The following is a 25,099-nucleotide window of genomic DNA, read 5'->3' as shown; positions in this document are numbered from 1 at the left end:
ATTTTTTTGTGTTGGGATTGGGCAATATAAAATAAATTGTTTGTAAACAACTTTGATCTCGCTATTTGCGGATAGTAATAAAATAAGCAGTACATAGAAAGGGTAAGACATATGAGAATTTTATTTGTTGGAGATGTAGTAGGGTCCCCTGGAAGAGGTATGATTCAACAATACGTACCAGCGTTAAAGAAAAAATATACGCCTACTGTAACAATTATTAATGGAGAAAATGCTGCAGGTGGTCGTGGTATTACAGAGAAAATTTACCGGAACTTTTTAGAGTGCGGTGCACAAGCAGTTACACTTGGGAATCATGCTTGGGATAACCGTGAAGTGTTTGAATTTATTGATGATGCTAAATATCTTGCAAGACCAGCCAACTTTCCGGAGGGAACACCAGGAAAAGGACTTATTTTTGTAAATTGTAACGGTACAGAAGTAGCAGTAATTAACTTACAAGGACGTACGTTCCTTCCGCCAATTGATTGTCCGTTCCGAAAAGTGGATGAATTAATTAACATTGCGAAAAAGCGCACAAATATTATCTTTATTGATTTTCATGCTGAGACAACAAGTGAAAAACAAGCACTTGGTTGGTATGTAGACGGACGTGCTACAGCAGTAGTAGGGACACATACGCATGTTCCAACAGCAGATAATCGTATTTTACCAAGTGGGACAGCTTACATTACAGATGTTGGAATGACTGGTCCATATGATGGAATTTTAGGGATGGATCGTGAAGCTGTACTGAAGAAGTTTTTAACGAATTTACCTGTACGTTTTGAAGTAACAAATGGAAGAACACAGTTAAGCGCAGTGTTAATTGATGTTGATCCAAATACTGGAAAAGCTAAAAAAATTGAACGTATTTTAATCAATGATGATCAGCCATTTTTTGAATAATATAATTTAAAAGTTAGAAAAAACATTATATTTTAATTTTTTAGAAAAATTACAGAAATTAAGCAGGAATACATGTCTTTCCTCGTGAATATAAGTTAAAGTGAAATAATCGCTAATACTTTTTAAAGAAACGAGGAGGAAACGAGGAATGGAAATATTAAAAGTTAAAGCAACTTCGGTCCCTAACTCTGTAGCCGGTGCACTTGCTGGGGTTATCCGCGAACGCGGAACAGCAGAAATCCAAGCTATTGGCGCAGGTGCATTAAATCAAGCCGTGAAGGCAGTAGCAATTGCAAGAGGATTTGTAGCGCCTAGTGGTTTAGATTTAATTTGTATTCCGGCTTTTACAGACATTATGATTGATGGTGAAGAACGTACAGCAATAAAATTAATTGTAGAACCTCGTTAAGTTTAAACAACCTGTTTGCTTTTATGCAAACAGGTTGTTTTTATGAGGAAGGGGGATAAAAGTGAAAGTTTTTGATGCACATTGTGATGTATTATGGCAACTATGGAGTTCAAAAGAAAAGAAGGATTTTCAAAACGATCCATCTTTACATATTACATTTGAACAGCTGGAAAAAAGAAAAGGAAGCGTTCAATGCTTTGCGATATATGTCCCAGAAACAGTGCCATATGAACAACGTTTTGAAGCCGCGCTAGCTATGGTAGATATATTTTATAAGCAGGTATTATCGCTACCAAATATGAAATTGATTCAAACAAAAAAAGACATAGAGCAGTTAGGACCCAATGAAATTGGTGCCATTTTAACATTAGAAGGCGGCGAACCAATTGGAAAAGAAATGATGAAATTGCTCACGCTCTATCGCTTAGGAGTTCGATCTATGGGACTCACTTGGAATCATGCGAATTTATTAGCTGATGGAGCACTTGAAACGAGAGGAGCAGGACTTACTACGTTTGGTAGGAAGGTTGTAGAAGAACTGAATTCGTTTCGTTTATGGACAGATGTGTCTCACTTAAACGAAAAAGGTTTTTGGGATGTGATAGAAATTGCACAATATCCAATTGCATCACATTCAAATTGTTATGAGCTTTGTCAACACCCGCGTAATTTGAAAAATGAACAAGTACAAGCACTTATTCAAAAAGATGGTGTAATTGGTGTAACTTTCGTTCCGGAGTTTTTAAGCAATCAAAGGGCTGCTTATATAGATGACATATTACGGCATGTGGAGCATATTTGTTCACTTGGAGGAGAGCGTAATATAGGGTTTGGTTCGGATTTTGATGGTATTACAAAAATGGTTGTCGGTGTAGAGGCGTATCGACATTATGAATGTGTAATCAATGAACTGAGTAAGCGATACAGTGAAACAAATGTCAAAAGGTTTTTATATGATAATTTCATTGATCACATTCTTTTCTAGATGCTTATTTTATATTGTCTTTTAAATTTAAATTCAAATAGTTAGAAAAGTTAAAAAGTTTAATGAAAATCAGACCAAATCATTGCATTTTTTTCATTGTAAGGCTAGAATTGTAGACGAATTAAGATTATGCAAAAGATTCAGGGAAGTCTGAAGAGGTATAATTTGCGTCCATTGTAGTTTCTTTGCACAAAAAGTGCTACACTATTACTGTAAAAAAATACACTACAATGAATGCAGCCAAAAGGGGTGTAGGAGATGATTAGTCAACTTTCATGGAAAGTTGGAGGACAACAAGGTGAAGGGATTGAAAGTACAGGAGAAATTTTCTGTATTGCATTAAACCGCTTAGGGTATTACCTATACGGTTACCGCCACTTTTCATCACGAATTAAAGGTGGTCATACAAATAATAAAATTCGCGTAAGTACAACTGAAGTACGTGCGATATCTGATGATTTAGATATTTTAATTGCATTTGATCAAGAAACAATTGACTTTAACTTCCACGAATTACGCCCGGGTGGGATTGTTGTTGCAGATGCAAAATTTAATCCAACTATACCAGAAAGTGCAGATGTGAATTTATATGCAATACCTTTTACAGATATTGCCTCTGAATTAGGGACATCATTAATGAAAAACATGGTTGCCGTTGGAGCATCTAGTGCGGTATTAGGATTAGATGAAACTGTATATTTAGAAGTTGTTGAAGAAATTTTCGGTCGCAAGGGAGAGCAAGTCGTTCAGAAGAATATGGAAGCAATCAAACGCGGCTCTCAATATATGAAAGAATTACTTGGTGAAAAAGTAAATATGATGCAGCTTGAAAAAGCTGATGGTCAAAAACGTATGTTTATGATCGGTAACGATGCAATTGCATTTGGTGCAGTAGCTGGCGGTGCACGTTTTATGTCAGCATATCCAATTACACCTGCCTCTGAAATTATGGAATACTTAATTAAAAAATTACCAAAAGTAGGCGGAACAGTCATCCAAACAGAGGATGAAATTGCCGCTTGTACAATGGCAATTGGTGCGAACTATGCTGGTGTACGTACATTAACAGCATCAGCAGGACCTGGTCTATCTTTAATGATGGAAGCAATTGGTTTAGCTGGTATTACAGAAACACCTCTTGTTATCATAGATACACAACGTGGTGGCCCAAGTACTGGTTTACCAACAAAACAAGAGCAGTCTGATTTAATGGCGATGATTTACGGTACACATGGGGAAATTCCAAAAATCGTAATGGCACCAAGTACTGTTGAAGAAGCGTTCTATGATATCGTAGAAGCGTTTAACTTAGCAGAAGAATACCAAGTTCCTGTTATTTTCTTAACAGATTTACAGCTTTCTTTAGGAAAGCAAACTGTAGAACCACTGAAGTTAGATAGAGTAGAAATTCGCCGCGGTAAGCTTGATTTACAAGCAGAGTTACCAGAGCGTGAAAATAAAGCTTACTTTAAACGTTACGAAGTGACAGAAGATGGTATTTCGCCACGCGTTTTACCTGGTATGAAAAATGGTATTCACCATGTGACAGGTGTAGAGCATGATGAAACTGGTAAACCTTCTGAATCATCACTAAATCGTAAAGCACAAATGGACAAACGTTTCCGTAAAATGGAGAATTTAAAGTTTAATACCCCTGTTTACAAAAATGCTAAGTATGATGACGCTGATGTATTGTTAGTTGGCTTTAACTCTACTCGTGGTGCAATTGAAGAAGCGATGGAGCGCTTAGAGCAAGAAGGATTAAAAGTAAATCATGCTCACGTTCGTTTAATTCATCCGTTCCCAACTGATGAAATTCTTCCACTTGTGAAGGGAGCAAAACGCGTTGTTGTAGTAGAAAACAATGCAACTGGTCAGCTTACTAACATTATGAAAATGAATCTTGGCAATGGTGAGAAAATTTCTAGTCTGTTAAAATATGACGGGAATCCATTCCTACCAAAAGAAATTTACAACGAATGCAAAAAAGGGGTTGTATTAAATGGCAACATTTAAGGACTTTCGTAACAGTGTAAAACCAAACTGGTGTCCAGGTTGCGGAGACTTCTCGGTGCAAGCTGCAATTCAACGTGCAGCAGCTAACGTTGGTTTAAACCCAGATGAATTAGCTGTTATTTCTGGAATTGGCTGTTCGGGTCGTATTTCAGGTTACATTAATTCATATGGCGTTCATAGTATTCATGGACGTGCACTGCCAATTGCACAAGGCGTGAAAATGGCAAACCGTGATTTAACAGTTATCGCATCTGGTGGTGACGGAGATGGCTTCGCAATCGGTATGGGACATACAATTCATTCGATTCGTCGTAACATTGACATTACTTACATTGTTATGGATAACCAAATTTACGGTTTAACAAAAGGTCAAACTTCACCACGTAGTGAAGCCGGCTTTAAAACGAAAAGTACACCGCAAGGTTCAATTGAACCAGCGTTATCTGTAATGGAAATGGCATTAACAGCTGGTGCGACATTTGTGGCGCAAAGCTTTTCAAGTGACTTAAAAGAATTAACGCAGCTTATCGAAGCTGGTATTCAGCATAAAGGGTTCTCTTTAATTAACGTATTCAGTCCATGTGTAACTTATAATAAAGTAAATACGTATGACTGGTTTAAAGAGAACTTAACAAAACTAAGCACAGTCGAAGGATACGATCCATCTAATCGTATGATTGCTATGCAAACATTAATGGAAAACAAAGGTTTAGTAACGGGTTTAATTTATCAAAATACAGAACAGCCTTCTTATCAAGAACTTGTAAAGGGATATAGTGAAAAACCTTTAGTGCAGGCTGATTTACAAATGGATCAAAAAATGTTTGATGAACTCGTTGCTGAGTTTATGTAATCGTAATAAAAAGCTGCTTAATGGCAGCTTTTTTATTCACTCATAAAATTCAGAATGTTAAAACAATAAGTGTATCGTCTTGTTAGTTAAATGGGTTTGTGCGCTGAAGTAAGTGGGTATGGTATGGTCTCTTTGTTGTTAAATTTGGCTAAACATCTTATACTATGATAGTGTGTATAGGAATAAAGTAATATGTTTTTTAGGACAAAGTTAAAACAACAAAAAAGGGAATGTCTATTGGTGTCGGGAGGACTCCATTCTTACGGATGGTTAGATCGACTACTCGAGTTTCAAAGGGGCAAGCTATCTCTCAAACTATCCTAATCTTTAAGATGGGTCTAATTGTCATCAAAATGGACTACAGAGTGTGTAGAGTTAAGGTTGAAAGGAGATTACCCATGAACGAGCAACAACGATTAGCAAGTCAACAAGCCAATTCTTCTATGAAAAAAGGAGAAAAAGATTACAGTAAATACTTTGAAAGTGTATATCAGCCGCCTTCTTTAAAAGATGCGAAAAAGCGCGGGAAAGAAGAAGTTAAAATTGAACGTGATTTTGGTTTGCCAGAAGAGTTTCGTAACTTTGGTGCAGGAAGAAAGTTTTATATCCGTACTTATGGATGTCAAATGAATGAGCATGATACAGAAGTAATGGCTGGTATTTTTACAGCGCTTGGATATGAACCAACATTTTCGACAGAAGATGCAGATGTGATTCTATTAAATACTTGTGCTATTCGTGAAAACGCTGAGAATAAAGTATTTGGGGAACTTGGACATTTAAAACCATTAAAACAAAGAAATCCGGATCTTTTAATCGGTGTGTGTGGTTGTATGTCTCAAGAAGAATCCGTTGTAAACAAAATTATGCAAAAAAACCAGCATGTAGATATGGTATTTGGTACACATAATATTCACCGTTTACCGTACATTTTAAAGGATGCGATGTTCTCAAAAGCAACAGTTGTTGAAGTATGGTCTAAAGAAGGAGATGTAATTGAAAACCTTCCGAAAGTACGTCGTGGTGATATTAAAGCATGGGTAAACATTATGTATGGATGCGACAAATTCTGTACATATTGCATCGTACCGTATACACGTGGCAAAGAACGTAGTCGCCGTCCAGAAGATATTATTAATGAAATTCGTCATTTAGCTGCAAATGGATATAAAGAAATTACGTTGCTTGGTCAGAACGTAAACGCATATGGTAAAGACTTTGAAGATTTAGAATATGGTCTTGGCGATTTAATGGATGAACTTCGTAAGATTGATATAGCACGTGTTCGCTTTACAACAAGTCACCCACGTGATTTTGATGATCACTTAATTGAAGTGCTTGGAAAAGGCGGTAATTTAGTTGAACATATCCACTTACCAGTGCAATCTGGAAGTACAGATATGCTAAAGATTATGGCACGTAAATATTCACGGGAACATTATTTAGAACTTGTACGTAAAATTAAAGAGGCGATTCCTGATGCCGTATTAACAACTGATATTATCGTTGGTTTCCCAAATGAAACAGACGAGCAATTTGAAGAAACGATGTCGTTATATCGCGAAGTAGGTTTTGACAGTGCATTTACATTTATTTATTCTCCACGTGAAGGTACACCTGCTGCAAAAATGAAGGATAATGTACCGATGGAAGTCAAAAAAGAGCGTTTACAACGTTTAAATGCACTAGTTAATGAATATTCTATAGAAAAGAATAAACGATATAAAGGTAAAATTGTTGAAGTATTAGTTGATGGAGAAAGTAAAAATAACCCTGATGTACTTGCAGGTTATACACGTACTAATAAGCTGGTAAACTTCGTAGCTCCAAAATCTGCAATTGGTCAGCTTGTGAAAGTAAGAGTAACGGAAGCAAAAACTTGGTCTCTAAACGGGGAATTGGTTGAGGAGCCGATCGAGGTGAAATAATAGATGAAAGTTTATACAAAAGATGAAATTGTTGAGCAAGCAAAAGAATTGGCGAAAATGATTTCTGAAACAGAAGAAGTAGATTTCTTTAAACGTGCGGAAGCACAAATTCATAAAAATGAAAATGTCAAACGTGCAATAGATGAAATTAAAGTACTGCAAAAACAAGCAGTAAACCTGCAGCATTATGGGAAATGGGAAGGATTGAAAAAAGTAGAAGCGGAAATAGATGCTCTGCAAGATAAACTTGATAGCATTCCGGTTGTACAGGAATTTAAATCTTCACAAACATATGTAAATGATTTACTGCAGCTTGTAGCAAGTACCATTTCTAATAACGTAACAGATGAAATTTTAATTTCAACTGGTGGCAATGTGTTAAAAGGTGAAACAGGTGCTGAAGTAGAGAGTAAAAAAGGAAACTGTGGTTGTTAAGAGAGATGTCTTATGGACATCTTTTTTTTGTTTTTATTCTACTCTATAGTCTTTTGTCAAAAAAAGAATGACACATTCCGCTATTGTCACGCATATGATTAAGTGAATATTGATTGAGGAGGGTTCCGAATGTCCGAATTTAGAGAGATTATTACAAAGGCAGTAGTGGGAAAAGGACGTAGGTATACAAAGTCAACGCATACATGTGAATCAAATCATGAACCGACGAGTATTCTCGGATGTTGGGTAATTAATCACACATATGAAGCAAGAAAGAATGGGAAGTCTGTAGAAATTGAAGGATACTACGATGTGAATACGTGGTATTCATTTAATGAAAACACAAAAACAGAAGTTGTAACAGAACGTGTTAGTTATACGGATGAAATCAATGTTGGATATCGTGACAAAAACTTTTCGGGTGAAGATTTAGAAATTATTACCCGTGTTATTCAACATCCTAATTGTTTAGAAGCAATCGTTTCACCAAATGGTAACAAAATTGTTGTAACTGTAGAGCGTGAATTTGTAACTGAAGTGGTCGGTGAAACAAAAATGTGTGTAAATGTAAATCCAGATGGATGTCCAGAGGCTGAGGATAATTTTGAAGTAGATGACGATGAATTTGAAGAGTTAGATCCAAATTTTATTGTAGATGCAGAAGAAGAATAATAGAAAGCTAGGGAGAAACTCTTCCTAGCTTTTTACATGATGTGAATGAACATGTTTCAAGATAAAAATGTGCTATAATGAAGAGAGACTCCCAAAAGAGGAGATGAGAGTGTCCGTGAAGTGCGGCATATAAATATATAGCACATTTTTATGAAGTATGGAGGAAACAAATGGTTCAGTATACCCCGATGATACAACAATATTTAAAGGTCAAGGCAGACTATCAAGATGCCTTTTTATTTTTTAGATTAGGTGATTTTTATGAAATGTTTTTTGAAGACGCGGTTAAAGCAGCGCACGAGCTTGAAATCACATTAACGAGCCGAGATGGTGGGAGTAGTGATCGTATACCGATGTGTGGTGTACCGTATCATGCAGCAAAAAATTATATTGAACAGCTCGTTGAAAAAGGATATAAGGTTGCGGTTTGTGAGCAAGTAGAAGATCCGAAAACAGCAAAAGGTGTTGTACGTCGTGAAGTTGTTCAATTGATTACGCCAGGAACGATGATGGAAGGGCGCACAATTGATGAGAAAGAAAACAACTTCTTAGCAGCGTTAACTCATTTTGAAGATGGTTCTTATGCACTAGCTTGTAATGATTTAACAACAGGACAAAATACGGTAACATTGTTAACAGGTTCTGTAGAAGATGTCTTGTTGGAAGTATACGCAACAGGTTCAAAAGAAATTGTTGTAGATTCCACATTTTCAAAAGATGAGCTAAACAAGTTGACAGAAACATTAAAGATGACAATCTCTTATGAAGATGAAACGAAAGTTCCTGAAGGATTAGAGCATCTTGTGAGAAATGTAACCCAAACGAAATTAGTTACAGCAGTAGGACGATTATTAAATTATGTATTAAGAACACAAAAACGTTCATTAGATCATCTGCAGCCTGTAGATATTTATTATACAAATCAATTTATGAAAATTGATGTACATTCAAAGCGTAACTTAGAGTTAACAGAAACACTTCGAACAAAAGAAAAAATGGGCTCTTTATTATGGCTATTAGATAAAACAAAAACAGCGATGGGCGGTCGTATGTTAAAACAGTGGATGGAACGCCCGCTTATACAAAAAGAAAAGATTGAGGAACGTTTAGAAATGGTTGAAACGTTTGTGAATGACTATTTCTTACGTGAAGATTTAAAAGAAAAACTAAAAGAAGTGTATGATTTAGAGCGTTTAGCAGGGAAAGTTGCATATGGTAATGTAAATGCACGTGATTTACTGCAATTAAGACGTTCACTTCTGCAAGTGCCAGCTATTTTAGAGGCGATTAGTTTATTAGACAATTCTTACGCAGCAAGATTAATTCAAGGCGCTGATCCATGTGAAAGTTTAACAGAATTACTAGGCAGAAGTATTCAAGAAAATCCACCGCTTTCTATAAAAGACGGTGATATTATAAAAGATGGCTATAATGACCAGTTAGATCAATATCGCTATGTTAGTAAGAACGGAAAAACGTGGATTGCAGAACTTGAAAAACGTGAGCGTGATATTACAGGAATTAAATCATTAAAGATTGGTTATAACCGTATTTTCGGCTACTATATTGAAGTGACAAAGGCAAACCTCGCTTCGCTCCCAGAAGGGCGTTATGAACGCAAACAGACGCTTGCAAATGCGGAACGCTTTATTACAGATGAATTAAAAGAAAAAGAAACATTGATTTTAGAGGCAGAGGAAAAAATTGTACAGCTGGAATATGATTTGTTTACTTCACTACGTGAAGAAGTAAAAGTATTTATTCCGAAATTACAGCATCTAGCGAAAGTTATTAGTGAACTAGATGTACTGCAAAGCTTCGCGACAGTGAGTGAAGAAGAACAATTTGTAAAACCAGTTTTAACAGATAAGCGTGAAATCTTTATAAAAGATGGTCGCCATCCTGTTGTAGAAAAAGTATTGAACGGCAAATTGTATGTTCCGAATGATTGTGTGATGCCAGAAAATATGGATGTCTTTTTAATTACAGGTCCAAACATGTCTGGTAAGAGTACGTATATGCGTCAATTAGCACTTGTTACTGTTATGTCGCAAATCGGTTGTTTTGTACCAGCAACAGAAGCTGTATTACCAGTCTTCGATCAAATCTTTACGAGAATTGGTGCAGCAGATGATTTAATTTCAGGTCAAAGTACATTTATGGTTGAAATGTTAGAAGCGAAAAATGCAATTGCGAATGCATCAGAAAGAAGTTTAATTTTATTTGATGAAATTGGCCGTGGTACATCTACGTATGACGGTATGGCACTTGCACAAGCAATTATTGAACATATTCATGATCAAATTGGTGCAAAGACGCTATTCTCGACACACTATCATGAATTAACAGTGTTAGAAGAAAGTTTAACACACCTTAAAAATGTACATGTTTCGGCTATTGAAGAAAACGGAAAAGTTGTCTTCTTGCATAAAATTCAAGACGGTGCAGCAGATAAAAGTTATGGTATTCATGTTGCACAACTTGCGGAGCTTCCAGATAGTTTAATTGCTCGTGCAAAAGAAGTATTAGCGCAGTTAGAAGGACAAGAGGAAATCATTATTCCGAAACGTGCAGAAGTCAAAATTCAAGAAGAAAAGGTACAAGAACCAGTTGTAATAAAAGAAGAGGTAGAGACACTATCAGAGAAGAACGAAGAAGCAGAATCACAGCTTTCGTTCTTTGCGGCAGAACAATCTCCTAAAAAACAAGAAAACCCTGTACTAGATCAAAAAGAAACGGCTGTCTTAACACAAATTAAAAAAATTGATTTACTTGATATGACGCCTCTAGAAGCATTAAATGAATTGTATCGTTTACAAAAAAAGTTAAAGAAAGGATGAGTAAGTAGATGGGGAAAATTCGCAAACTCGATGACCAACTCTCTAACTTAATTGCGGCAGGGGAAGTAGTCGAACGCCCTGCTTCAGTTGTAAAAGAACTTGTCGAAAATTCCATCGATGCGAATAGTACATCTATTGAAATCCACTTAGAAGAAGCTGGATTATCGAAAATTCGCATCATTGATAATGGAGATGGCATTGTTGAGGAAGATTGTATTGTTGCCTTTGAACGACATGCAACAAGCAAAATTAAAGATGAAAATGATCTGTTTCGTATCAGAACGCTTGGCTTCCGCGGTGAGGCATTGCCAAGTATCGCATCTGTTAGTGAATTAGAGTTAATCACAAGCACAGGAGATGCACCAGGTACACATCTTATTATTAAAGGTGGAGACATTATAAAGCAGGAAAAAACAGCGAGCCGTAAAGGGACAGATATTACGGTTCAAAACCTGTTTTTTAACACACCAGCGCGCCTTAAATATATGAAGACAATTCATACAGAGCTTGGGAATATTACAGACATTGTATATCGTATTGCGATGTCCCATCCAGAAGTATCTTTGAAATTGTTTCATAATGAGAAGAAGCTGCTACACACTTCTGGGAATGGTGATGTAAGACAAGTACTTGCAGCCATTTACAGTATTCAAGTTGCGAAAAAATTGATTCCAATTGAAGCAGAATCATTAGATTTTACGATTCGTGGTTATGTAACGCTACCTGAAGTAACGAGAGCATCTCGTAACTATATGTCAACGATTGTAAATGGTCGTTACGTTCGGAATTATGTATTAATGAAAGCTATTCAGCAAGGGTATCACACATTGCTTCCAGTTGGCCGCTATCCAATTGGTTTCTTATCAATCGAGATGGACCCAATGTTAGTAGATGTTAACGTTCATCCAGCTAAGTTAGAAGTGCGCTTCAGTAAAGAACAGGAGTTACTGCAACTCATTGAAAAAACATTGCAAGACGCGTTTAAAAAAGTGCAGCTCATTCCAGATGCTGGTGTTACAACGAAGAAAAAAGAAAAAGATGAAAGTGTACAAGAGCAATTTCATTTTGAACATACAAAACCAAAAGAACCACCAATGCCTAATATCGTCTTACCAACTGGGATGGATGAGAAGCAAGAAGTAAGTACAATAAAACAAACGCCAGCGCCGCAACTTTGGCAACAGCCGAAGCAAGAATGGCAGCCACCACAATCACTTGTAAGAGAAGAAAGTTGGCAACCAACTTCTAAATCGCTAATTGAAGAAAAGGCTCAAGAAGAACAAGAATGGGATAGCAGTGAAGAAGACTTTGAATTAGAGGAATTAGAAGAAGAGATTCAAGAGATCGAAGAGATTAAAATGAACGGAAACGATTTACCACCGCTTTATCCAATTGGACAAATGCACGGAACTTATATTTTCGCTCAAAATGATAAAGGGTTATATATGATTGACCAACATGCGGCGCAAGAGCGAATCAATTATGAATATTTCCGTGATAAAGTAGGTCAAGTTGGGCAAGAAGTACAGGAGTTACTTGTACCATATCGTATTGATTTATCCCTTACTGAATTCCTACGTGTCGAAGAACAATTAGAAGAATTGAAAAAGGTAGGATTGTTCCTAGAGCAATTCGGCCACCAATCCTTTATTGTTCGTTCGCATCCAACGTGGTTCCCGAAAGGTCAGGAAACAGAAATCATAGACGAAATGATGCAGCAGGTCGTAAAGCTAAAAAAAGTTGATATAAAAAAACTGCGTGAAGAAGCAGCCATTATGATGAGCTGTAAAGCATCGATTAAAGCAAATCAATATTTAACGAACGATCAAATTTTTGCTTTGCTAGAAGAATTGCGCACAACAACAAATCCTTACACATGTCCACATGGTAGACCAATCCTTGTACATCATTCGACGTATGAACTGGAAAAGATGTTTAAACGGGTGATGTAGGATAGGTGTGTTGAGGGAAATTACCTTTACTGCAATGAAAATAAGTAGTGAATAGGAAAGATGGAATGGACATGCAATAATAGATTTTTTTGTCTGTTATTTCGAGGGAATATTAGGTGAAGAAAAAGAAGTGATAAAATAAATCGCTTCTTTTTTGTTTGTTGCGATGTTTATTTTTACAATAAGGGTACTATTGATAGGAAGATGATGTATAGGAAGTATGTGTGAAGCTCATCTATACATTCATAAACGGTTTTAAAGGAAAATAAATAACCTGAGTCCGATATTGTATCAGGCTCAGGTTATTTAGAGATGTGTTTTTCCATTAAAGGCTTCTGTCTACAAACTGTATTTCCCGCTGCAATTTTATAAATGAACGGTACATTCCAATTCTCCAAGAGACGATCATCGCAAAAGCGAGTAAGAAGAACATACCGCTTAATTGTCCTAAATCAATTGATTGACTTAAATATTCTTTCATACCGAGGCGGACAGCTAATAAACCGACTAAAATAAAGATAAATGCTTTAGAAGGTATTAAATAGATGTCTTTTCCGCGAATTTCAAATTTTGATGTTTTAATAAGAAAAATAGAGAAAAATAAACCAACAATAACTGCTTCGAGAATTTCAGATGATGTTAAGCGAAATTCTGGTAAGAAGTACATGCATGCCCCCGTACTCATAAAAATTGGAGGGAGTACAATTTTTTTAAGTGTTACAGGTTTCTTTGCTGATTTTAAGCGAAGAAACATCATTCCAACAGCCATACACAGAGCAATGATACTTGATAAAACAGCTAAGCTCATGTTTGACCTCCTTTTATCCTTTGAACGATTTTTTTAATAGAATCATAAACCAAACGAGAGCGGCACCAATGATCGTATGAGACATTCCCGCAATATGACTTAACCCTTTAAAATCAGCCCCATTGAGTTGAAGGAGTCCGCGGGCCGTCATTGAACCAACTGTTAAAACTAATCCTAAATTATAGAGGATAAACCACATGTTAAAACTTTTTTCTTTATAGAATGCAAATGATTTTGATAGGGCAAAGGCGAGTAAGAAGAATAAAAATCCAAGAACTAGCACATGTGTGTGCAACTTGTATAACGATGTAGTACCTTGAATTCCTTGCGCTTTTGAATATTCTCTCGCAAATACACCTGATAATAAACCAATAATTAAATAAGTGAATGCTGCATTGTATAACTTTTTCATCATATACCTCCTAGGTAGCATTAGCAATGTTTATTTTTGGATAGTAGGCTGCGATTATTAGTGGTTTGTCATTCCGTATATAAGGCCAGAAATATATGGGATTAGCCAAATGAACCAGACGATAATACTTAGCTTGTGGAATGTTGTCATCATTTTTGTATCTTTTTTGATTAACACAATTGTTGCCCAAACAGCATGGAATAACATCAGTAAAATGGCTGCTAGACCTGTGATTCCGTGGAAACTGAATAGGGATCCTGCTTCTGCCATCTTTTCCATTAAAGTCGTTCCGAGTGTATCACATACGAGTCCGAGCCAAAAAATGACGACATGCCAAGGTTTTAATGTCTTTTGGAATTTTTCACTCCATACGCCAATTGTATAAAAAATGAGTGCAGCTGTAATACATGTAATAGCAGATGCCAACACGTTCATCATTCCTTTCTAACTGCCATGTTCCTTATATAAAATATGTTACATGAGAATTATGAATAGAATATGAACGCAATATTACATATGAAGTTTGTTGAATTATTATATTGGGATTCAATTGTGATGTAAACAAAAAATTAAAATGTGCTGTTAATGAAAAAAACTTTCTTATTTCCTATTTGACTAGGGATAAGAAAGTTTTTTAGACTACTGTTATTGTACATGTTTTCTTACACTTCGTTTTCTCGTAGTAATTTTCCATCGCGAAGTGTTAAAATTCGATCACATACATCAAGCATTTTTTCATCGTGTGTAATCATAATCGCTGCTTTTTTATTTTTCTTAACTTCATCTTTCATTCGTTCAACTACTTCTCTAGCACGTTTTGAGTCAAGACTAGCAGTAGGTTCATCAGCTAAAATTAAATCTGGATTATTCATAAATGCACGAGCAATGGCTACCCGCTGTTTTTCCCCACCTGAAAGTTGGTTTGGATAATGATTCATTCGATGTGATAATCCAAAAGTGTTCAGTAATTGTTCTGCCAATTTACCAGCTTCTTTTTTATCTTCTCCCTTTAACTTAGCGATATATAAGAGTTGCTCTTTCACTGTTAAGAAAGGTACGAGGTTTGCAAATTGAAATATAAATCCAATTTTTCTTAAACGAATATCGGTCATTTCTTTTTCTGATAAACTTGTTATGTTTTGACCAGAAACATAGATATTTCCTTTTGAAGGAGATAAAAGTGCCCCTGCAATGGAAAGCAATGTACTTTTTCCTGAACCAGATGGACCAACAATACCGATAAATTCGCCTTCTTTTACATCTAATGTAATTGGGTGCAGAGCAGTTACTTCTGTATCTCCATCGCCATATACTTTACTTACTTGATCCAACTTTAATAATGACGATGAGTTATCCCATTTTAATTCTGTTACCATTACATGCCACCTCCGATTGCTTCTAATGCATCTACTTTCAATACTTGATATAGAGAAATTAGTGTACCCAGTATACTAATTAAGATAAAGACACCTATATATTGCAAGATTGTTGTTGTTGTTAATAAGAACGGCATACTAGCTGGTAGAATAGCTTCTACAGCAAAGATTAGGCCAATGCCGATGATAAGAGCAACGCCAGTTAAGAATATAGATTGTACAACTAAAGTTTTTGCTAAATATGAGTTTTTTGTTCCGATTGCTTTTAATACACCTAATTGATGTGTTTTTTGTAATGTAATGACATAGAAGAAAACACCAATTAACAATGCTGAAATTGCAAGTAAAAACCCAATAATCATCGTTAATGTTCCTTGTTCTTCTTTATAACCTGGAATACTTTGTAATACTTCTTTTTTATCAATAACTTTTGCATTGTCGATTTTTTTATCAGTATTTAGAGCAATTACACTGTAATCTTTTTGATGTGGAAGTGCAATAGCATCCCATGCATTTTCATTCATATGAACAACAGGTGAATGACTAAACATTTGATTTTGCGAGAATCCGACAACTTTGAAAGTCTTTTTAGAAATAGGTTCTACTAGCTCATCTCCAAGTTTGATCCCTTTTTGCTTGATAGATTCATCAACAACAACTTCATTGTTTTCTAACGTACCGTTTTTTCCTTCAATAACTTTTGGGGCAATGAATGAATCTTGTTTACTTGAGAAAATGGCAACATCAACTTTATTTGAGTTTCCTTCTTTTTCAAATGTCGCCACTTTAATATGCATCGGAACAGCATCTTTTGCATCAACCTGTGCTAATACTTTATCTACATCTTCTTTCTTGATTTGGGAGCGTAATAATTTACCATCTATATCATCTGATACTATAAACTTGTCTGCTTTCATTTCGATAAAAGAAGAAGCATTAGCATGTGATAAACCATTTGCTAGACCTGATATAATAAGTACAAGAAATGATAATAACATCATGATTGTACCAATTAATCCGTATCGTAATTTCGATTGTTTTAATTCTTTAAGTGCTAAAAACATTAGGTTCGTTCCTCCTTGTTTTGTTCTATGTTCTTATCATAAAGAGGAAATATGAACGGAATATGAACAACAGGTTACAAAAGAAGAGTCTACAATTTATATATAAATACAAACTGAAGTAACGACATCCCCCCCTTTTTTTAGGTGAGCAAGAGCATCTGGCCACGCATAGAAGCGGTCAGAGAGAAAGCTTTTTATTCTACATAGCAACGACTTATATGTTGAAATAATTAAAATGGATTTATATAGTTCCTTCTTGTTGTTTCGGAAGGTAAATAGAGAAGGTCGTTCCTTTTCCAAGCTCACTATCAACGGTTATTGCTCCTTCATGAAGGTCAATCACTTTTTTTACAATAGAAAGACCTAATCCGCTGCCATTTATTTTTCTATTTCGGGCAGTATCAACTTTATGAAATCGATCAAATATTTTTTTCACTTCATTCTCGGGTATACCAATACCCATATCAGTAATCGAAATATGCCATTCTGTGTCTAGCTCTTCCGCTTCAAATGAAATTGTCCCAGCACTTTCTGTAAATTTAATACTATTGGTAAACAAGTTGGTCCATACTTGATAGAGCAAGTTTTCATCTCCGTAAATTTGCATGTTAGGAACATCCATTTCAACTGCAAGATCTTTTGTTCTCCATTCCCACTCAAGCATAAAAATAATATCTCTTATTTGCTTTCCTAGATTAAAAGGCTGTTTAAGTAAAGTAAGATCTTGTTTATCAAGTGAAGCTAGCATTAATAATTGTTTACATAAACTGGACAATCGGCGACTTTCTGATTCAATGATTCCTAAGTAATGTTTCTGTTCCGCTACCGTTAAATCATTTGTTTGTAATGTCTTGGAAAATCCCTGAATAGATGAGAGAGGAGACTGAAATTCATGTGAAACATTCGAAACAAATTCTTGTCGCATCCGATCTACATTCTGCAATTTTTGGGCCATCTTGCGAAAGCTAGTTGCAAGTGTACCAAGTTCGTCTTTGCGATTTTCTGGTAGTGCTAAATCATAGTTACCACTTGCAACCTCTTTTGTCGCATGTGTAAATCTTTGAATAGGGCGAACGACAAAGCGTGTAGCTACCGCGATACAAATTAGACTAATTATAATAATCAGCCCTAATAAAACAGCATAGAAAATACGTAATTCTCCAAATTGATGTTGAATATCCGGACGAATAAATAGCGCATAACCCTTACCATTGTTTTCGATAGGAATCCCAATACTATTTAAAAGTGTATTATCAAAAAAGCCAGTAGCAAATAAACGATTCGGGTACGTTGCAATTCCATTGTATATATTTCCTTTTAATACATGTTCAAGTGTCTCTTCGCTAATATTCATTTTCTTGAAATTATCACTGTACCGCTTGCCTTGTTTTTTATCGTCTACTAAGTAGACTTCAAAGCCAAGGTTAGAAATAGACTGTAAATAATCATCTTTATTTTGTTCTGTATTTTTCTCATATAAATATTTTACTTCTTGTGCATATTTTAAAATTTTCTCGCTGTTATATGGCTTTAAATAAACATGATAATATACATTTGTAAGTAGAAATGCCAATATACTACTAACCAGCATAATAAAAACTGATATGATAACAAATCTAGAATATAACGAGCGCATATTTTTTCACCTCTAATTTATCGTTCTATTTTTTGAAAGTAAGTCCTCCGTATCAAGATTTTGAGAAAACACAGAAGATAGGAGGGAGTTGACTGCTGGCATGTGACTGAACAGTAGGGGATAAGGGGAAAAATCCAACTGATGGAAGTTTCACTTTATAAAAATGATGGCTACAAATGATATAAGAGATTGAAAAATCCAACAAAGTCAAAAATGTAATAAGTATGAGTGTTCCTCCTTTCACTTTTGTAGAATAAGAAATGTTTATGAACAGAAGATGAACATGTTATTACAATTAAGTTTTTTAGTTCATTTGTAATGTGAATGATATGATTTTTTTGGGGTTGTAGTTTTGTTTTAAATTACCAATATAGTTATTATTTTCTAATAATTTGTATATAATAATTTTTCAAAAAATAATTGTATTTCTCAGAAAGATAAATTATTATAAAATAAGTAATTTTGTAATTTTATGATGAAAGGAAGATGGGTTTATTTTTCTGATTATTGCGAATGATCGAAGGGGAGTAAAAGGATTTTAGGGGCAGCTTTTCAGAGAGAGAAAAAAAGTGACGCTTGCTTATTATTTTTTACTTAATAGGAATTGTAGTATTGTATCTCGCTTATGAATAGTGGATGAGGAGGAAATGGAGTGGCAAATAAAGAACTAAAAAGGGGATTAGAAGCGCGTCACATTCAAATGATTGCCTTGGGTGGCACAATTGGTGTTGGTTTATTTATGGGATCGGCCAGCACGATTCAATGGACAGGCCCATCGGTAATGCTTGCTTATGCAATTGCTGGAATTTTTATATTTTTTATTATGCGTGCGATGGGAGAAATGTTGTATGTAGAGCCGGGAACAGGTTCATTTGCGACATTTGGCCATAAGTATATACATCCATTAGCAGGGTATATGACGGCGTGGAGTAACTGGTTTCAGTGGGTAATTGTTGGAATGTCAGAAATTATAGCGGTTGGGGCATACATGCAGTACTGGTTCCCAGATCTACCTGCTTGGGTGCCAGGTATCATCACAATGGTGATTCTTGGTGCGGCGAATTTAATTTCTGTTAAATCATTTGGTGAGTTTGAATTTTGGTTTGCAATGATTAAAATCGTTACCATTATGTTAATGATTATTGCAGGGTTTGGACTTATTTTCTTCGGATTGGGTAACGGAGGGAATGCAATTGGGTTATCTAATCTTTGGGAAAATGGCGGCTTCTTTACAGGTGGCTGGTCAGGATTCTTCTTTGCTTTATCACTAGTGGTTGGGGCTTATCAAGGTGTCGAATTAATTGGGATTACAGCTGGCGAAGCAAAAGATCCGAAAAAAACGTTAACAAAAGCAATTCAAAGTACGATTTGGCGTATTTTAATCTTCTATATTGGTGCAATTTTTGTTATTGTAACTGTTTATCCTTGGGATCAACTAAATTCAATTGGTAGCCCGTTTGTGGCAACTTTTGCGAAAGTTGGGATTACAGCAGCAGCTGGACTAATTAACTTTGTCGTAATCACAGCTGCAATGTCTGGCTGTAACAGTGGTATTTACAGTGCAGGACGTATGCTTTATACATTAGGGGTGAATGGACAAGCGCCAAAATACTTTGCGAAAATTTCCCGTAACGGTGTACCTTTATTTGGTACGGTTGGTGTGTTAATTGGTTTAGCAGTTGGCGTTGTTTTAAGTTATATTGCACCAAAAAACTTATTCGTGTATGTATACAGCGCGAGTGTACTTCCTGGTATGGTTCCGTGGTTTGTCATCCTGATTAGTCAAATTCGATTCAGAAAAGCAAAAGGAGCTGAAATGGAAAATCATCCGTTCAAAATGCCTTTTGCGCCTGTTACAAATTATTTAACGATTGCCTTTTTAATTATGGTATTAATCGGTATGTGGTTCAATGAAGATACACGAATTTCACTTATTGTAGGTATCGTTTTCTTAGCAATCGTTGTCATTAGTTTTTATGCTTTTGGAATAGGAAAACGTGTTCCAGTTGATGTTCAGACAGAGAATGAAGTTATTAACCGTTAATTCGCGTCTTTTGGTAAGCAGTGCTCTTATTAATGACATTAAAAATTTTTGATATAGGAATAGCTTAAATGTATTTGAGAGCTCATATCAAGCAAACAACCGATGAGAAAGACTCATTAGGTTGTTTGCTTTTTTGTATTGTTTTTTTAATTTTTTTAGTGATAGCAATTACTGAGAGATACCAGTTTTCACTTGTAAAGTGGATGAGCAAAAAATTGTAGAAGTGGAAGGTCCTTCTTGAATAAACATCCCTTATTATAATAGAGAAAGGTAGTATGCTTTAAGGATCTTGGTTATGTTCTCATCCAAAAATATAAAATTTTTTAAGTTGAACGGTTCAATTTTCTGTTCAAATAGACTGGTTTTAGAGGAGAGAAAGCCAATGGAATTTGCAATTTCATTAGTTATTATTATAATTGTATCACTTTTAGGAACAATGTTAGTTGCAAGAAACGCGGAAGATCATTACGGTCAGTCCACGAAGCAGAATGTGACGAACTTGTCTGCTATTTATATCGTCCTAGTTTTAAGTCTTCTCATAGGAGTTAAGTGGTATGCGGTTACTGTTTTGTAGTCTTTCAATTTTCGATAAGTAGGTAGCCTAAATGAAATGGAATGTGTATTTTTACAAAGATTGAGAGTCATCATTCTTTAACCTAAAGAAGCTCGATTCCTATAATAGTGAGCATTCAATTTGTATATATGTATAGTTACCACTATTCACATTGTAGAATGAGTAAATATATTCATAGTTGGGAATGAACAGGGAAAACTATGCTAAATTCAAACAGGGAAATACTTAGTGTATAACTCAAAAAGATTAACATCTTAATTCTAATTCAATCGATAATAAAACTGCTGATAAGGGAGGGAATTAGAACGAACAGTAATCTCGCAGGTTAATTAATAATATGTAATTTTCTATATTGTAATATCGTCATTTCGTTTTTAACCATCGATAAAAATTCCATATGAAGAACAGGAAAAGCATATAACCAAACAAGGAATACGAATGATGCCAGTTCTTACTATGGGTGAATAATCCTACATTTTCAGCAATCTGCTCTGATATATTTGCGCAAACACCTATTGAAACAATAAATAGAATTCTTGAAAATGGAGATAATTTCTTTGCTATGAGCAAGAATAAAGCGGTAAAGGCTGGCAATATCAATAATGTAAAAGCTACATTAATTGTAAATGTATTTGGAAATGGCCTGACTGGGAATGTGTACATTTGTTTGCTAACAAATAGAAAGTCTAAATATGTTCCGATGAAACAAGAAAGAATTATCGTGATTACAAACGGTAGATAATTACTTTTCAGTTTCTTCATCTCGGAGAAGGATGTTTTTTTTCGTAAGAATTGCAAGTTCAATTTTTTCAAGTGTTTTGCAATAGTTATCCTCGATCTTTCCATTTATATTTTCTCCCTTTTCAATGAAATAGTCTACGATATGCCAATCTTCAAACCAGTCTCCTTTCTCGGCATCTTCATGATCTAAATCTTTCCATGCATATATTAATTGAGGACTGTATAAACGATTTGCACCTTTTCTGAGTTGACATTTTTTTGTTCTTCGTTTATAAAACTCCCGAGAAAATGATTCATTTACATCAGAAAATAAATGGGGCCAGTAGTCTTTTCGTGAAGCAGTATGCGGATGATCATGAGCCCAATTTATTACTTTGGATAAGGTTTTCTCATTACGAAACAATAATGAGTACAAACGTTTGCCTAGTAAAATCCGTTCATGTAAGGAGGTGAAGTGCTTCATTGTAACACCAAATAGCGATGTTTTTTGTTTGGTCTCATCCTCATAGTATGGAAAAAGGATATGATTAAAATGGAAGAAATCAAAGAGTTGAAAGCCAACGCTATTTAGTACGGTCTTTTTAAAGTGGTCATTTTGAATGACTCTTTTTTCTAAATAGCTTTGTTCGTTAATAATCATTGCTATAGTTAATGTATAGCGATTGTCCGTTTTCCAAAAATGGTTCCACATCGTTTCCATAAACGTTGAGACATTGAGATAGGGAAGAAGGTAAAAGAGAGTTTTAGATCTATTGAGACTTTGTTCATATAGTAAAAATTGTGGATACACATCTTGGAAGATTAACCAGTTTCCCCGCTCTAAAAAAGAGAAATAGGTAAGTTGATCTTTTTTCGATAATAGTTTTGTGTATAAATCTCCTTTTAAATCTGTCATATTCCAACCACCATTACGCGATACCATATGTCCAAGGAGAGCCCAGTGTATCTCAGGATGATGAAGGTAAAACTGATAATAAGCGCGTGTTCTCGTCACATTATTTTTGTTTAGTTGTGTTGTTCGCTCTTTAATTTCACGAATTAGTATTTTCTCTTCTTTTGTTAATTTACATGTTTTAATAGGAATTTGTTTGAGTTTACTTTTTTTCTTCAGCTCATTTTTTACTTCTAAAAGAGAAAGTGGGATTGCTTTGGCTTTGGAAGGACCGTTCCATTTTCTTTCTCGATCGTTTTTATACATACCAGTTCCTCCCATTAACATGGATTTAAAAAGTAGTTTGATAGAATGGTTATTACTATTTTATTACGCAAAGTCTAAATTAATGTGTAGTACTCTGTATTTCAAGTAATTTGCATTTTATATATTCGCTTATCTTCGTACTAATGGGGGATGTAATGAACATTGAATTCACTTATATTAAAAATAAGAATATAAAGAGATTTTATAGGGAGAGAAAAGTATGAAGAACTGGGTCAAGTTTAGAATTGCGCGGCCGACAGATAAATTTGAAGAAGTTATTGCATTTTATGAAGAAGGTTTAGGTTTAAAACGTATCGGTGAGTTTCATAATCATGAAGGATACGATGGGGTTATGTTTGGATTACCTGATTTAGAATATCATTTAGAATTTACGAGGCATATAAATGGCAGCCCATGTCCAGCTCCAACAAAAGACAATTTACTTGTATTTTATATACCGGATAAAGGTGAAATTGAAAAAGTAAATAATAGGTTACGTGCAATGGGGCACTATGAAGTTGAACCAGAAAATCCATACTGGAAAGAAAAGGGGATTACGATAGAAGATCCTGATGGATGGAGAATTGTACTTATGCATATAGAGAAATAAAAGTAGTTGTTTGTTCCAAGTTTCTGTTAATAATAATCTAAATATAATAGGAGTCTACTTTGATGGTATTGTTTTCAAAATAGACTCTTACATTTTTATGCTTTAACTAAGGAAGAGCATGTGTTTTTCAATGGAGACAACATACGAAATGTGACAGAAATAATAATTTAGTTACAGTCAAAAACTTTAAAATATTTTGTCTTGAGGATTATAATAAAGAGAGATTTATGAAAAAGGAGTGAAATAAGTTGAGACAAGAGCTTATAGAAAGATTTACTAGATATGTGAAGATAGATACACAATCGAATGAAGAAAGTCATACAGTACCATCAACACCGGGGCAAATTGAGTTTGGGAAATTACTAGTTGAAGAATTAAAACAAATTGGTTTGACGGAAGTAACGATGGATGAAAACGGTTATGTTATGGCAACACTTCCAGCTAATACAGATAAAAATGTTCCTGTAATTGGTTTTTTAGCTCATTTAGATACAGCAACTGATTTTACAGGGAAGAATGTGAAACCACAAATTCATGAGAATTTTGATGGTAAGGCAATCACATTGAATAAGGAATTGAATGTTATTTTAAATCCAGAACAATTTCCAGAATTACCATCATATAAAGGTCACACTATAATTACGACCGATGGAACAACGCTTCTTGGTGCTGATGATAAAGCTGGCCTTACAGAAATTATGACTGCTATGAATTATTTATTACATAACCCACAAGTTAAACATGGAAAGATTAGAGTGGCATTTACGCCTGATGAAGAAATCGGTCGTGGACCATCTCACTTTGATGTGAAGGCTTTTGGAGCATCTTTCGCTTATACAATGGACGGAGGTCCACTTGGAGGATTGGAGTATGAGAGCTTCAATGCTGCAGGTGCAAAACTTATTTTTAAAGGAAATAATACGCACCCTGGAACGGCAAAAAATAAAATGCTCAATGCAAGTAAGTTAGCGATGGAGTTTCATGCGCAATTACCAGTAGAAGAAGCGCCAGAATATACAGAGGGATATGAAGGTTTCTATCATCTCATTTCTGTAAATGGTGATGTGGAGCAAAGTAAATCCCATTACATCATTCGAGATTTTGAACGTGAAAACTTTGAGGCTCGTAAAGAAAAAATTACGAATATTACGAAGCAGATGCAAGAGAAGTATGGTGAGGAAAATATTATTCTTGAGATGAATGATCAGTACTATAATATGCTTGAGAAAATTGAACCGGTCAGAGAAATTGTTGATATTGCGTATGAGGCGATGAAAAAACTTGATATTGAACCAAATATTCAACCAATTCGTGGGGGAACGGATGGATCACAATTATCATATATGGGCTTGCCAACCCCAAACATTTTTACTGGTGGTGAAAACTATCACGGTAAATTTGAATACGTTTCTGTAGATAATATGGAAAAGGCTGTTCAGGTTATTATAGAAATAGCACGATTATTTGAAGAGCAGGCATAAAAAGAAATCCGGGTAATAGGAGCTACCCGGATTTCTTCCGTTTGTCACTTCTCAATTGTGAGTTTTTGGTATATTGATGATGTACTTGTCTATATGTGGAATACATAAGGTATTTTAAGGAAAGGGAGTTTCGTTATAAATAAGAATAAATTTCATCTA

At 35.1% G+C, this 25,099-nt stretch carries 22 protein-coding genes; 14 read left to right on the top strand and 8 right to left on the bottom strand.

What is annotated here, in order from left to right:
• Positions 1 to 111 precede the first annotated feature (111 nt).
• From BLV40_RS00815 to mutL, 10 genes are all read left to right on the top strand, one after another.
• Positions 112 to 906, top strand: a complete 795-nt coding sequence (locus BLV40_RS00815; protein WP_003199419.1) for a TIGR00282 family metallophosphoesterase — start codon at positions 112 to 114, stop codon at positions 904 to 906.
• 148 nt (positions 907 to 1,054) lie between these two features.
• On the top strand, positions 1,055 to 1,315 hold the full coding sequence (spoVS, locus tag BLV40_RS00810; RefSeq protein ID WP_000404341.1) for a stage V sporulation protein SpoVS: 261 nt from the start codon (positions 1,055 to 1,057) through the stop codon (positions 1,313 to 1,315).
• 61 nt (positions 1,316 to 1,376) lie between these two features.
• Positions 1,377 to 2,300 carry a dipeptidase gene (locus BLV40_RS00805; protein WP_090687055.1) on the top strand — a complete coding sequence of 308 codons (924 nt, stop codon included), beginning with the start codon at positions 1,377 to 1,379 and terminating at the stop codon, positions 2,298 to 2,300.
• A gap of 258 nt (positions 2,301 to 2,558) precedes the next feature.
• Positions 2,559 to 4,316, top strand: a complete 1,758-nt coding sequence (locus tag BLV40_RS00800; protein WP_090687053.1) for a 2-oxoacid:acceptor oxidoreductase subunit alpha — start codon at positions 2,559 to 2,561, stop codon at positions 4,314 to 4,316.
• A complete protein-coding gene (locus BLV40_RS00795; RefSeq protein WP_018764680.1) occupies positions 4,303 to 5,169 on the top strand; it encodes a 2-oxoacid:ferredoxin oxidoreductase subunit beta in 867 nt (288 codons plus the stop codon). The genes BLV40_RS00800 and BLV40_RS00795 overlap by 14 nt, the downstream gene beginning before the upstream one ends.
• Positions 5,170 to 5,567: 398 nt before the next feature.
• On the top strand, positions 5,568 to 7,097 hold the full coding sequence (gene miaB, locus BLV40_RS00790) for a tRNA (N6-isopentenyl adenosine(37)-C2)-methylthiotransferase MiaB (RefSeq protein ID WP_026590390.1): 1,530 nt from the start codon (positions 5,568 to 5,570) through the stop codon (positions 7,095 to 7,097).
• A 3-nt stretch (positions 7,098 to 7,100) separates the two neighbouring features.
• On the top strand, positions 7,101 to 7,532 hold the full coding sequence (locus BLV40_RS00785) for a YlbF/YmcA family competence regulator (protein ID WP_026590391.1): 432 nt from the start codon (positions 7,101 to 7,103) through the stop codon (positions 7,530 to 7,532).
• A 129-nt stretch (positions 7,533 to 7,661) separates the two neighbouring features.
• On the top strand, positions 7,662 to 8,204 hold the full coding sequence (gene cotE, locus BLV40_RS00780; protein ID WP_026590392.1) for an outer spore coat protein CotE: 543 nt from the start codon (positions 7,662 to 7,664) through the stop codon (positions 8,202 to 8,204).
• Between the two features lie 170 nt (positions 8,205 to 8,374).
• On the top strand, positions 8,375 to 11,044 hold the full coding sequence (gene mutS / locus BLV40_RS00775; protein ID WP_026590393.1) for a DNA mismatch repair protein MutS: 2,670 nt from the start codon (positions 8,375 to 8,377) through the stop codon (positions 11,042 to 11,044).
• An 8-nt stretch (positions 11,045 to 11,052) separates the two neighbouring features.
• Positions 11,053 to 12,996, top strand: coding sequence for a DNA mismatch repair endonuclease MutL (gene mutL, locus BLV40_RS00770; protein ID WP_026590394.1), 1,944 nt, complete (start codon positions 11,053 to 11,055; stop codon positions 12,994 to 12,996).
• Between the two features lie 325 nt (positions 12,997 to 13,321).
• Here the strand turns inward: mutL and BLV40_RS00765 are convergent, their stop codons facing one another.
• The 6 genes from BLV40_RS00765 to BLV40_RS00740 all read right to left on the bottom strand — a co-directional run bounded on the left by BLV40_RS00765 (position 13,322) and on the right by BLV40_RS00740 (position 18,292).
• Positions 13,322 to 13,804 carry a CcdC family protein gene (locus tag BLV40_RS00765; protein WP_090687051.1) on the bottom strand — a complete coding sequence of 161 codons (483 nt, stop codon included), beginning with the start codon at positions 13,802 to 13,804 and terminating at the stop codon, positions 13,322 to 13,324.
• Positions 13,805 to 13,817: 13 nt separating this feature from the next.
• Positions 13,818 to 14,216, bottom strand: a complete 399-nt coding sequence (locus BLV40_RS00760; protein ID WP_090687049.1) for a DUF2871 domain-containing protein — start codon at positions 14,214 to 14,216, stop codon at positions 13,818 to 13,820.
• Positions 14,217 to 14,273: 57 nt separating this feature from the next.
• Positions 14,274 to 14,645 (bottom strand): HsmA family protein, encoded by a 372-nt coding sequence (locus BLV40_RS00755; RefSeq protein ID WP_090687047.1) that lies wholly within the window; start codon positions 14,643 to 14,645, stop codon positions 14,274 to 14,276.
• Positions 14,646 to 14,878: 233 nt separating this feature from the next.
• Entirely contained in the window at positions 14,879 to 15,592 is a 714-nt protein-coding gene (locus tag BLV40_RS00750) for an ABC transporter ATP-binding protein (protein ID WP_090687045.1), read from the bottom strand.
• Complete coding sequence (locus tag BLV40_RS00745) at positions 15,592 to 16,656, bottom strand: ABC transporter permease (protein ID WP_090687043.1); 1,065 nt, start codon at positions 16,654 to 16,656, stop codon at positions 15,592 to 15,594. The genes BLV40_RS00750 and BLV40_RS00745 overlap by 1 nt, the downstream gene beginning before the upstream one ends.
• Before the next feature lie 241 nt (positions 16,657 to 16,897).
• Positions 16,898 to 18,292, bottom strand: a complete 1,395-nt coding sequence (locus BLV40_RS00740) for a sensor histidine kinase (RefSeq protein WP_090687041.1) — start codon at positions 18,290 to 18,292, stop codon at positions 16,898 to 16,900.
• Between the two features lie 652 nt (positions 18,293 to 18,944).
• Here BLV40_RS00740 and BLV40_RS00730 point away from each other — a divergent pair.
• Both BLV40_RS00730 and BLV40_RS00725 read left to right on the top strand, forming a co-directional pair.
• Positions 18,945 to 20,336 (top strand): amino acid permease, encoded by a 1,392-nt coding sequence (locus BLV40_RS00730; protein WP_026590401.1) that lies wholly within the window; start codon positions 18,945 to 18,947, stop codon positions 20,334 to 20,336.
• Positions 20,337 to 20,718: 382 nt separating this feature from the next.
• Entirely contained in the window at positions 20,719 to 20,910 is a 192-nt protein-coding gene (locus BLV40_RS00725) for a hypothetical protein (protein ID WP_090687039.1), read from the top strand.
• Positions 20,911 to 21,273: 363 nt separating this feature from the next.
• Here BLV40_RS00725 and BLV40_RS29015 read toward each other — a convergent pair whose 3' ends face one another.
• Entirely contained in the window at positions 21,274 to 21,756 is a 483-nt protein-coding gene (locus BLV40_RS29015) for a CBO0543 family protein (RefSeq protein WP_231503890.1), read from the bottom strand.
• On the bottom strand, positions 21,653 to 22,849 hold the full coding sequence (locus tag BLV40_RS00715; RefSeq protein ID WP_090687037.1) for a DUF2515 domain-containing protein: 1,197 nt from the start codon (positions 22,847 to 22,849) through the stop codon (positions 21,653 to 21,655). Before BLV40_RS00715 ends, BLV40_RS29015 begins: the two co-directional genes overlap by 104 nt.
• A 220-nt stretch (positions 22,850 to 23,069) precedes the next feature.
• On the opposite strand from BLV40_RS00715, the gene BLV40_RS00710 reads away from it, so the two are divergent.
• On the top strand, positions 23,070 to 23,459 hold the full coding sequence (locus tag BLV40_RS00710) for a VOC family protein (protein WP_090687035.1): 390 nt from the start codon (positions 23,070 to 23,072) through the stop codon (positions 23,457 to 23,459).
• 248 nt (positions 23,460 to 23,707) lie between these two features.
• Complete coding sequence (gene pepT, locus BLV40_RS00705; RefSeq protein ID WP_090687033.1) at positions 23,708 to 24,940, top strand: peptidase T; 1,233 nt, start codon at positions 23,708 to 23,710, stop codon at positions 24,938 to 24,940.
• Positions 24,941 to 25,099 lie beyond the last annotated feature (159 nt).

This window comes from Bacillus sp. 166amftsu, assembly GCF_900107445.1.
Lineage (GTDB): Bacteria > Bacillota > Bacilli > Bacillales > Bacillaceae_G > Bacillus_A > Bacillus_A arachidis.
Note: the sequence above shows the minus strand (reverse complement) of the source record. Positions and strands in the feature narration are given on the sequence as shown.

Coding starts and splice junctions, on each gene's coding strand:
- BLV40_RS00815 (WP_003199419.1), top strand. CDS start 112: ATGAGAATTTTATTTGTTGGAGATGTAGTAGGGTCCCCTGGAAGAGGT.
- spoVS (WP_000404341.1), top strand. CDS start 1,055: ATGGAAATATTAAAAGTTAAAGCAACTTCGGTCCCTAACTCTGTAGCC.
- BLV40_RS00800 (WP_090687053.1), top strand. CDS start 2,559: ATGATTAGTCAACTTTCATGGAAAGTTGGAGGACAACAAGGTGAAGGG.
- BLV40_RS00795 (WP_018764680.1), top strand. CDS start 4,303: ATGGCAACATTTAAGGACTTTCGTAACAGTGTAAAACCAAACTGGTGT.
- miaB (WP_026590390.1), top strand. CDS start 5,568: ATGAACGAGCAACAACGATTAGCAAGTCAACAAGCCAATTCTTCTATG.
- BLV40_RS00785 (WP_026590391.1), top strand. CDS start 7,101: ATGAAAGTTTATACAAAAGATGAAATTGTTGAGCAAGCAAAAGAATTG.
- cotE (WP_026590392.1), top strand. CDS start 7,662: ATGTCCGAATTTAGAGAGATTATTACAAAGGCAGTAGTGGGAAAAGGA.
- mutS (WP_026590393.1), top strand. CDS start 8,375: ATGGTTCAGTATACCCCGATGATACAACAATATTTAAAGGTCAAGGCA.
- mutL (WP_026590394.1), top strand. CDS start 11,053: ATGGGGAAAATTCGCAAACTCGATGACCAACTCTCTAACTTAATTGCG.
- BLV40_RS00765 (WP_090687051.1), bottom strand. CDS start 13,804: ATGAGCTTAGCTGTTTTATCAAGTATCATTGCTCTGTGTATGGCTGTT.
- BLV40_RS00760 (WP_090687049.1), bottom strand. CDS start 14,216: ATGAAAAAGTTATACAATGCAGCATTCACTTATTTAATTATTGGTTTA.
- BLV40_RS00750 (WP_090687045.1), bottom strand. CDS start 15,592: ATGGTAACAGAATTAAAATGGGATAACTCATCGTCATTATTAAAGTTG.
- BLV40_RS00745 (WP_090687043.1), bottom strand. CDS start 16,656: ATGTTTTTAGCACTTAAAGAATTAAAACAATCGAAATTACGATACGGA.
- BLV40_RS00740 (WP_090687041.1), bottom strand. CDS start 18,292: ATGCGCTCGTTATATTCTAGATTTGTTATCATATCAGTTTTTATTATG.
- BLV40_RS00725 (WP_090687039.1), top strand. CDS start 20,719: ATGGAATTTGCAATTTCATTAGTTATTATTATAATTGTATCACTTTTA.
- BLV40_RS29015 (WP_231503890.1), bottom strand. CDS start 21,756: ATGGAAAGATCGAGGATAACTATTGCAAAACACTTGAAAAAATTGAAC.
- BLV40_RS00715 (WP_090687037.1), bottom strand. CDS start 22,849: ATGTATAAAAACGATCGAGAAAGAAAATGGAACGGTCCTTCCAAAGCC.
- BLV40_RS00710 (WP_090687035.1), top strand. CDS start 23,070: ATGAAGAACTGGGTCAAGTTTAGAATTGCGCGGCCGACAGATAAATTT.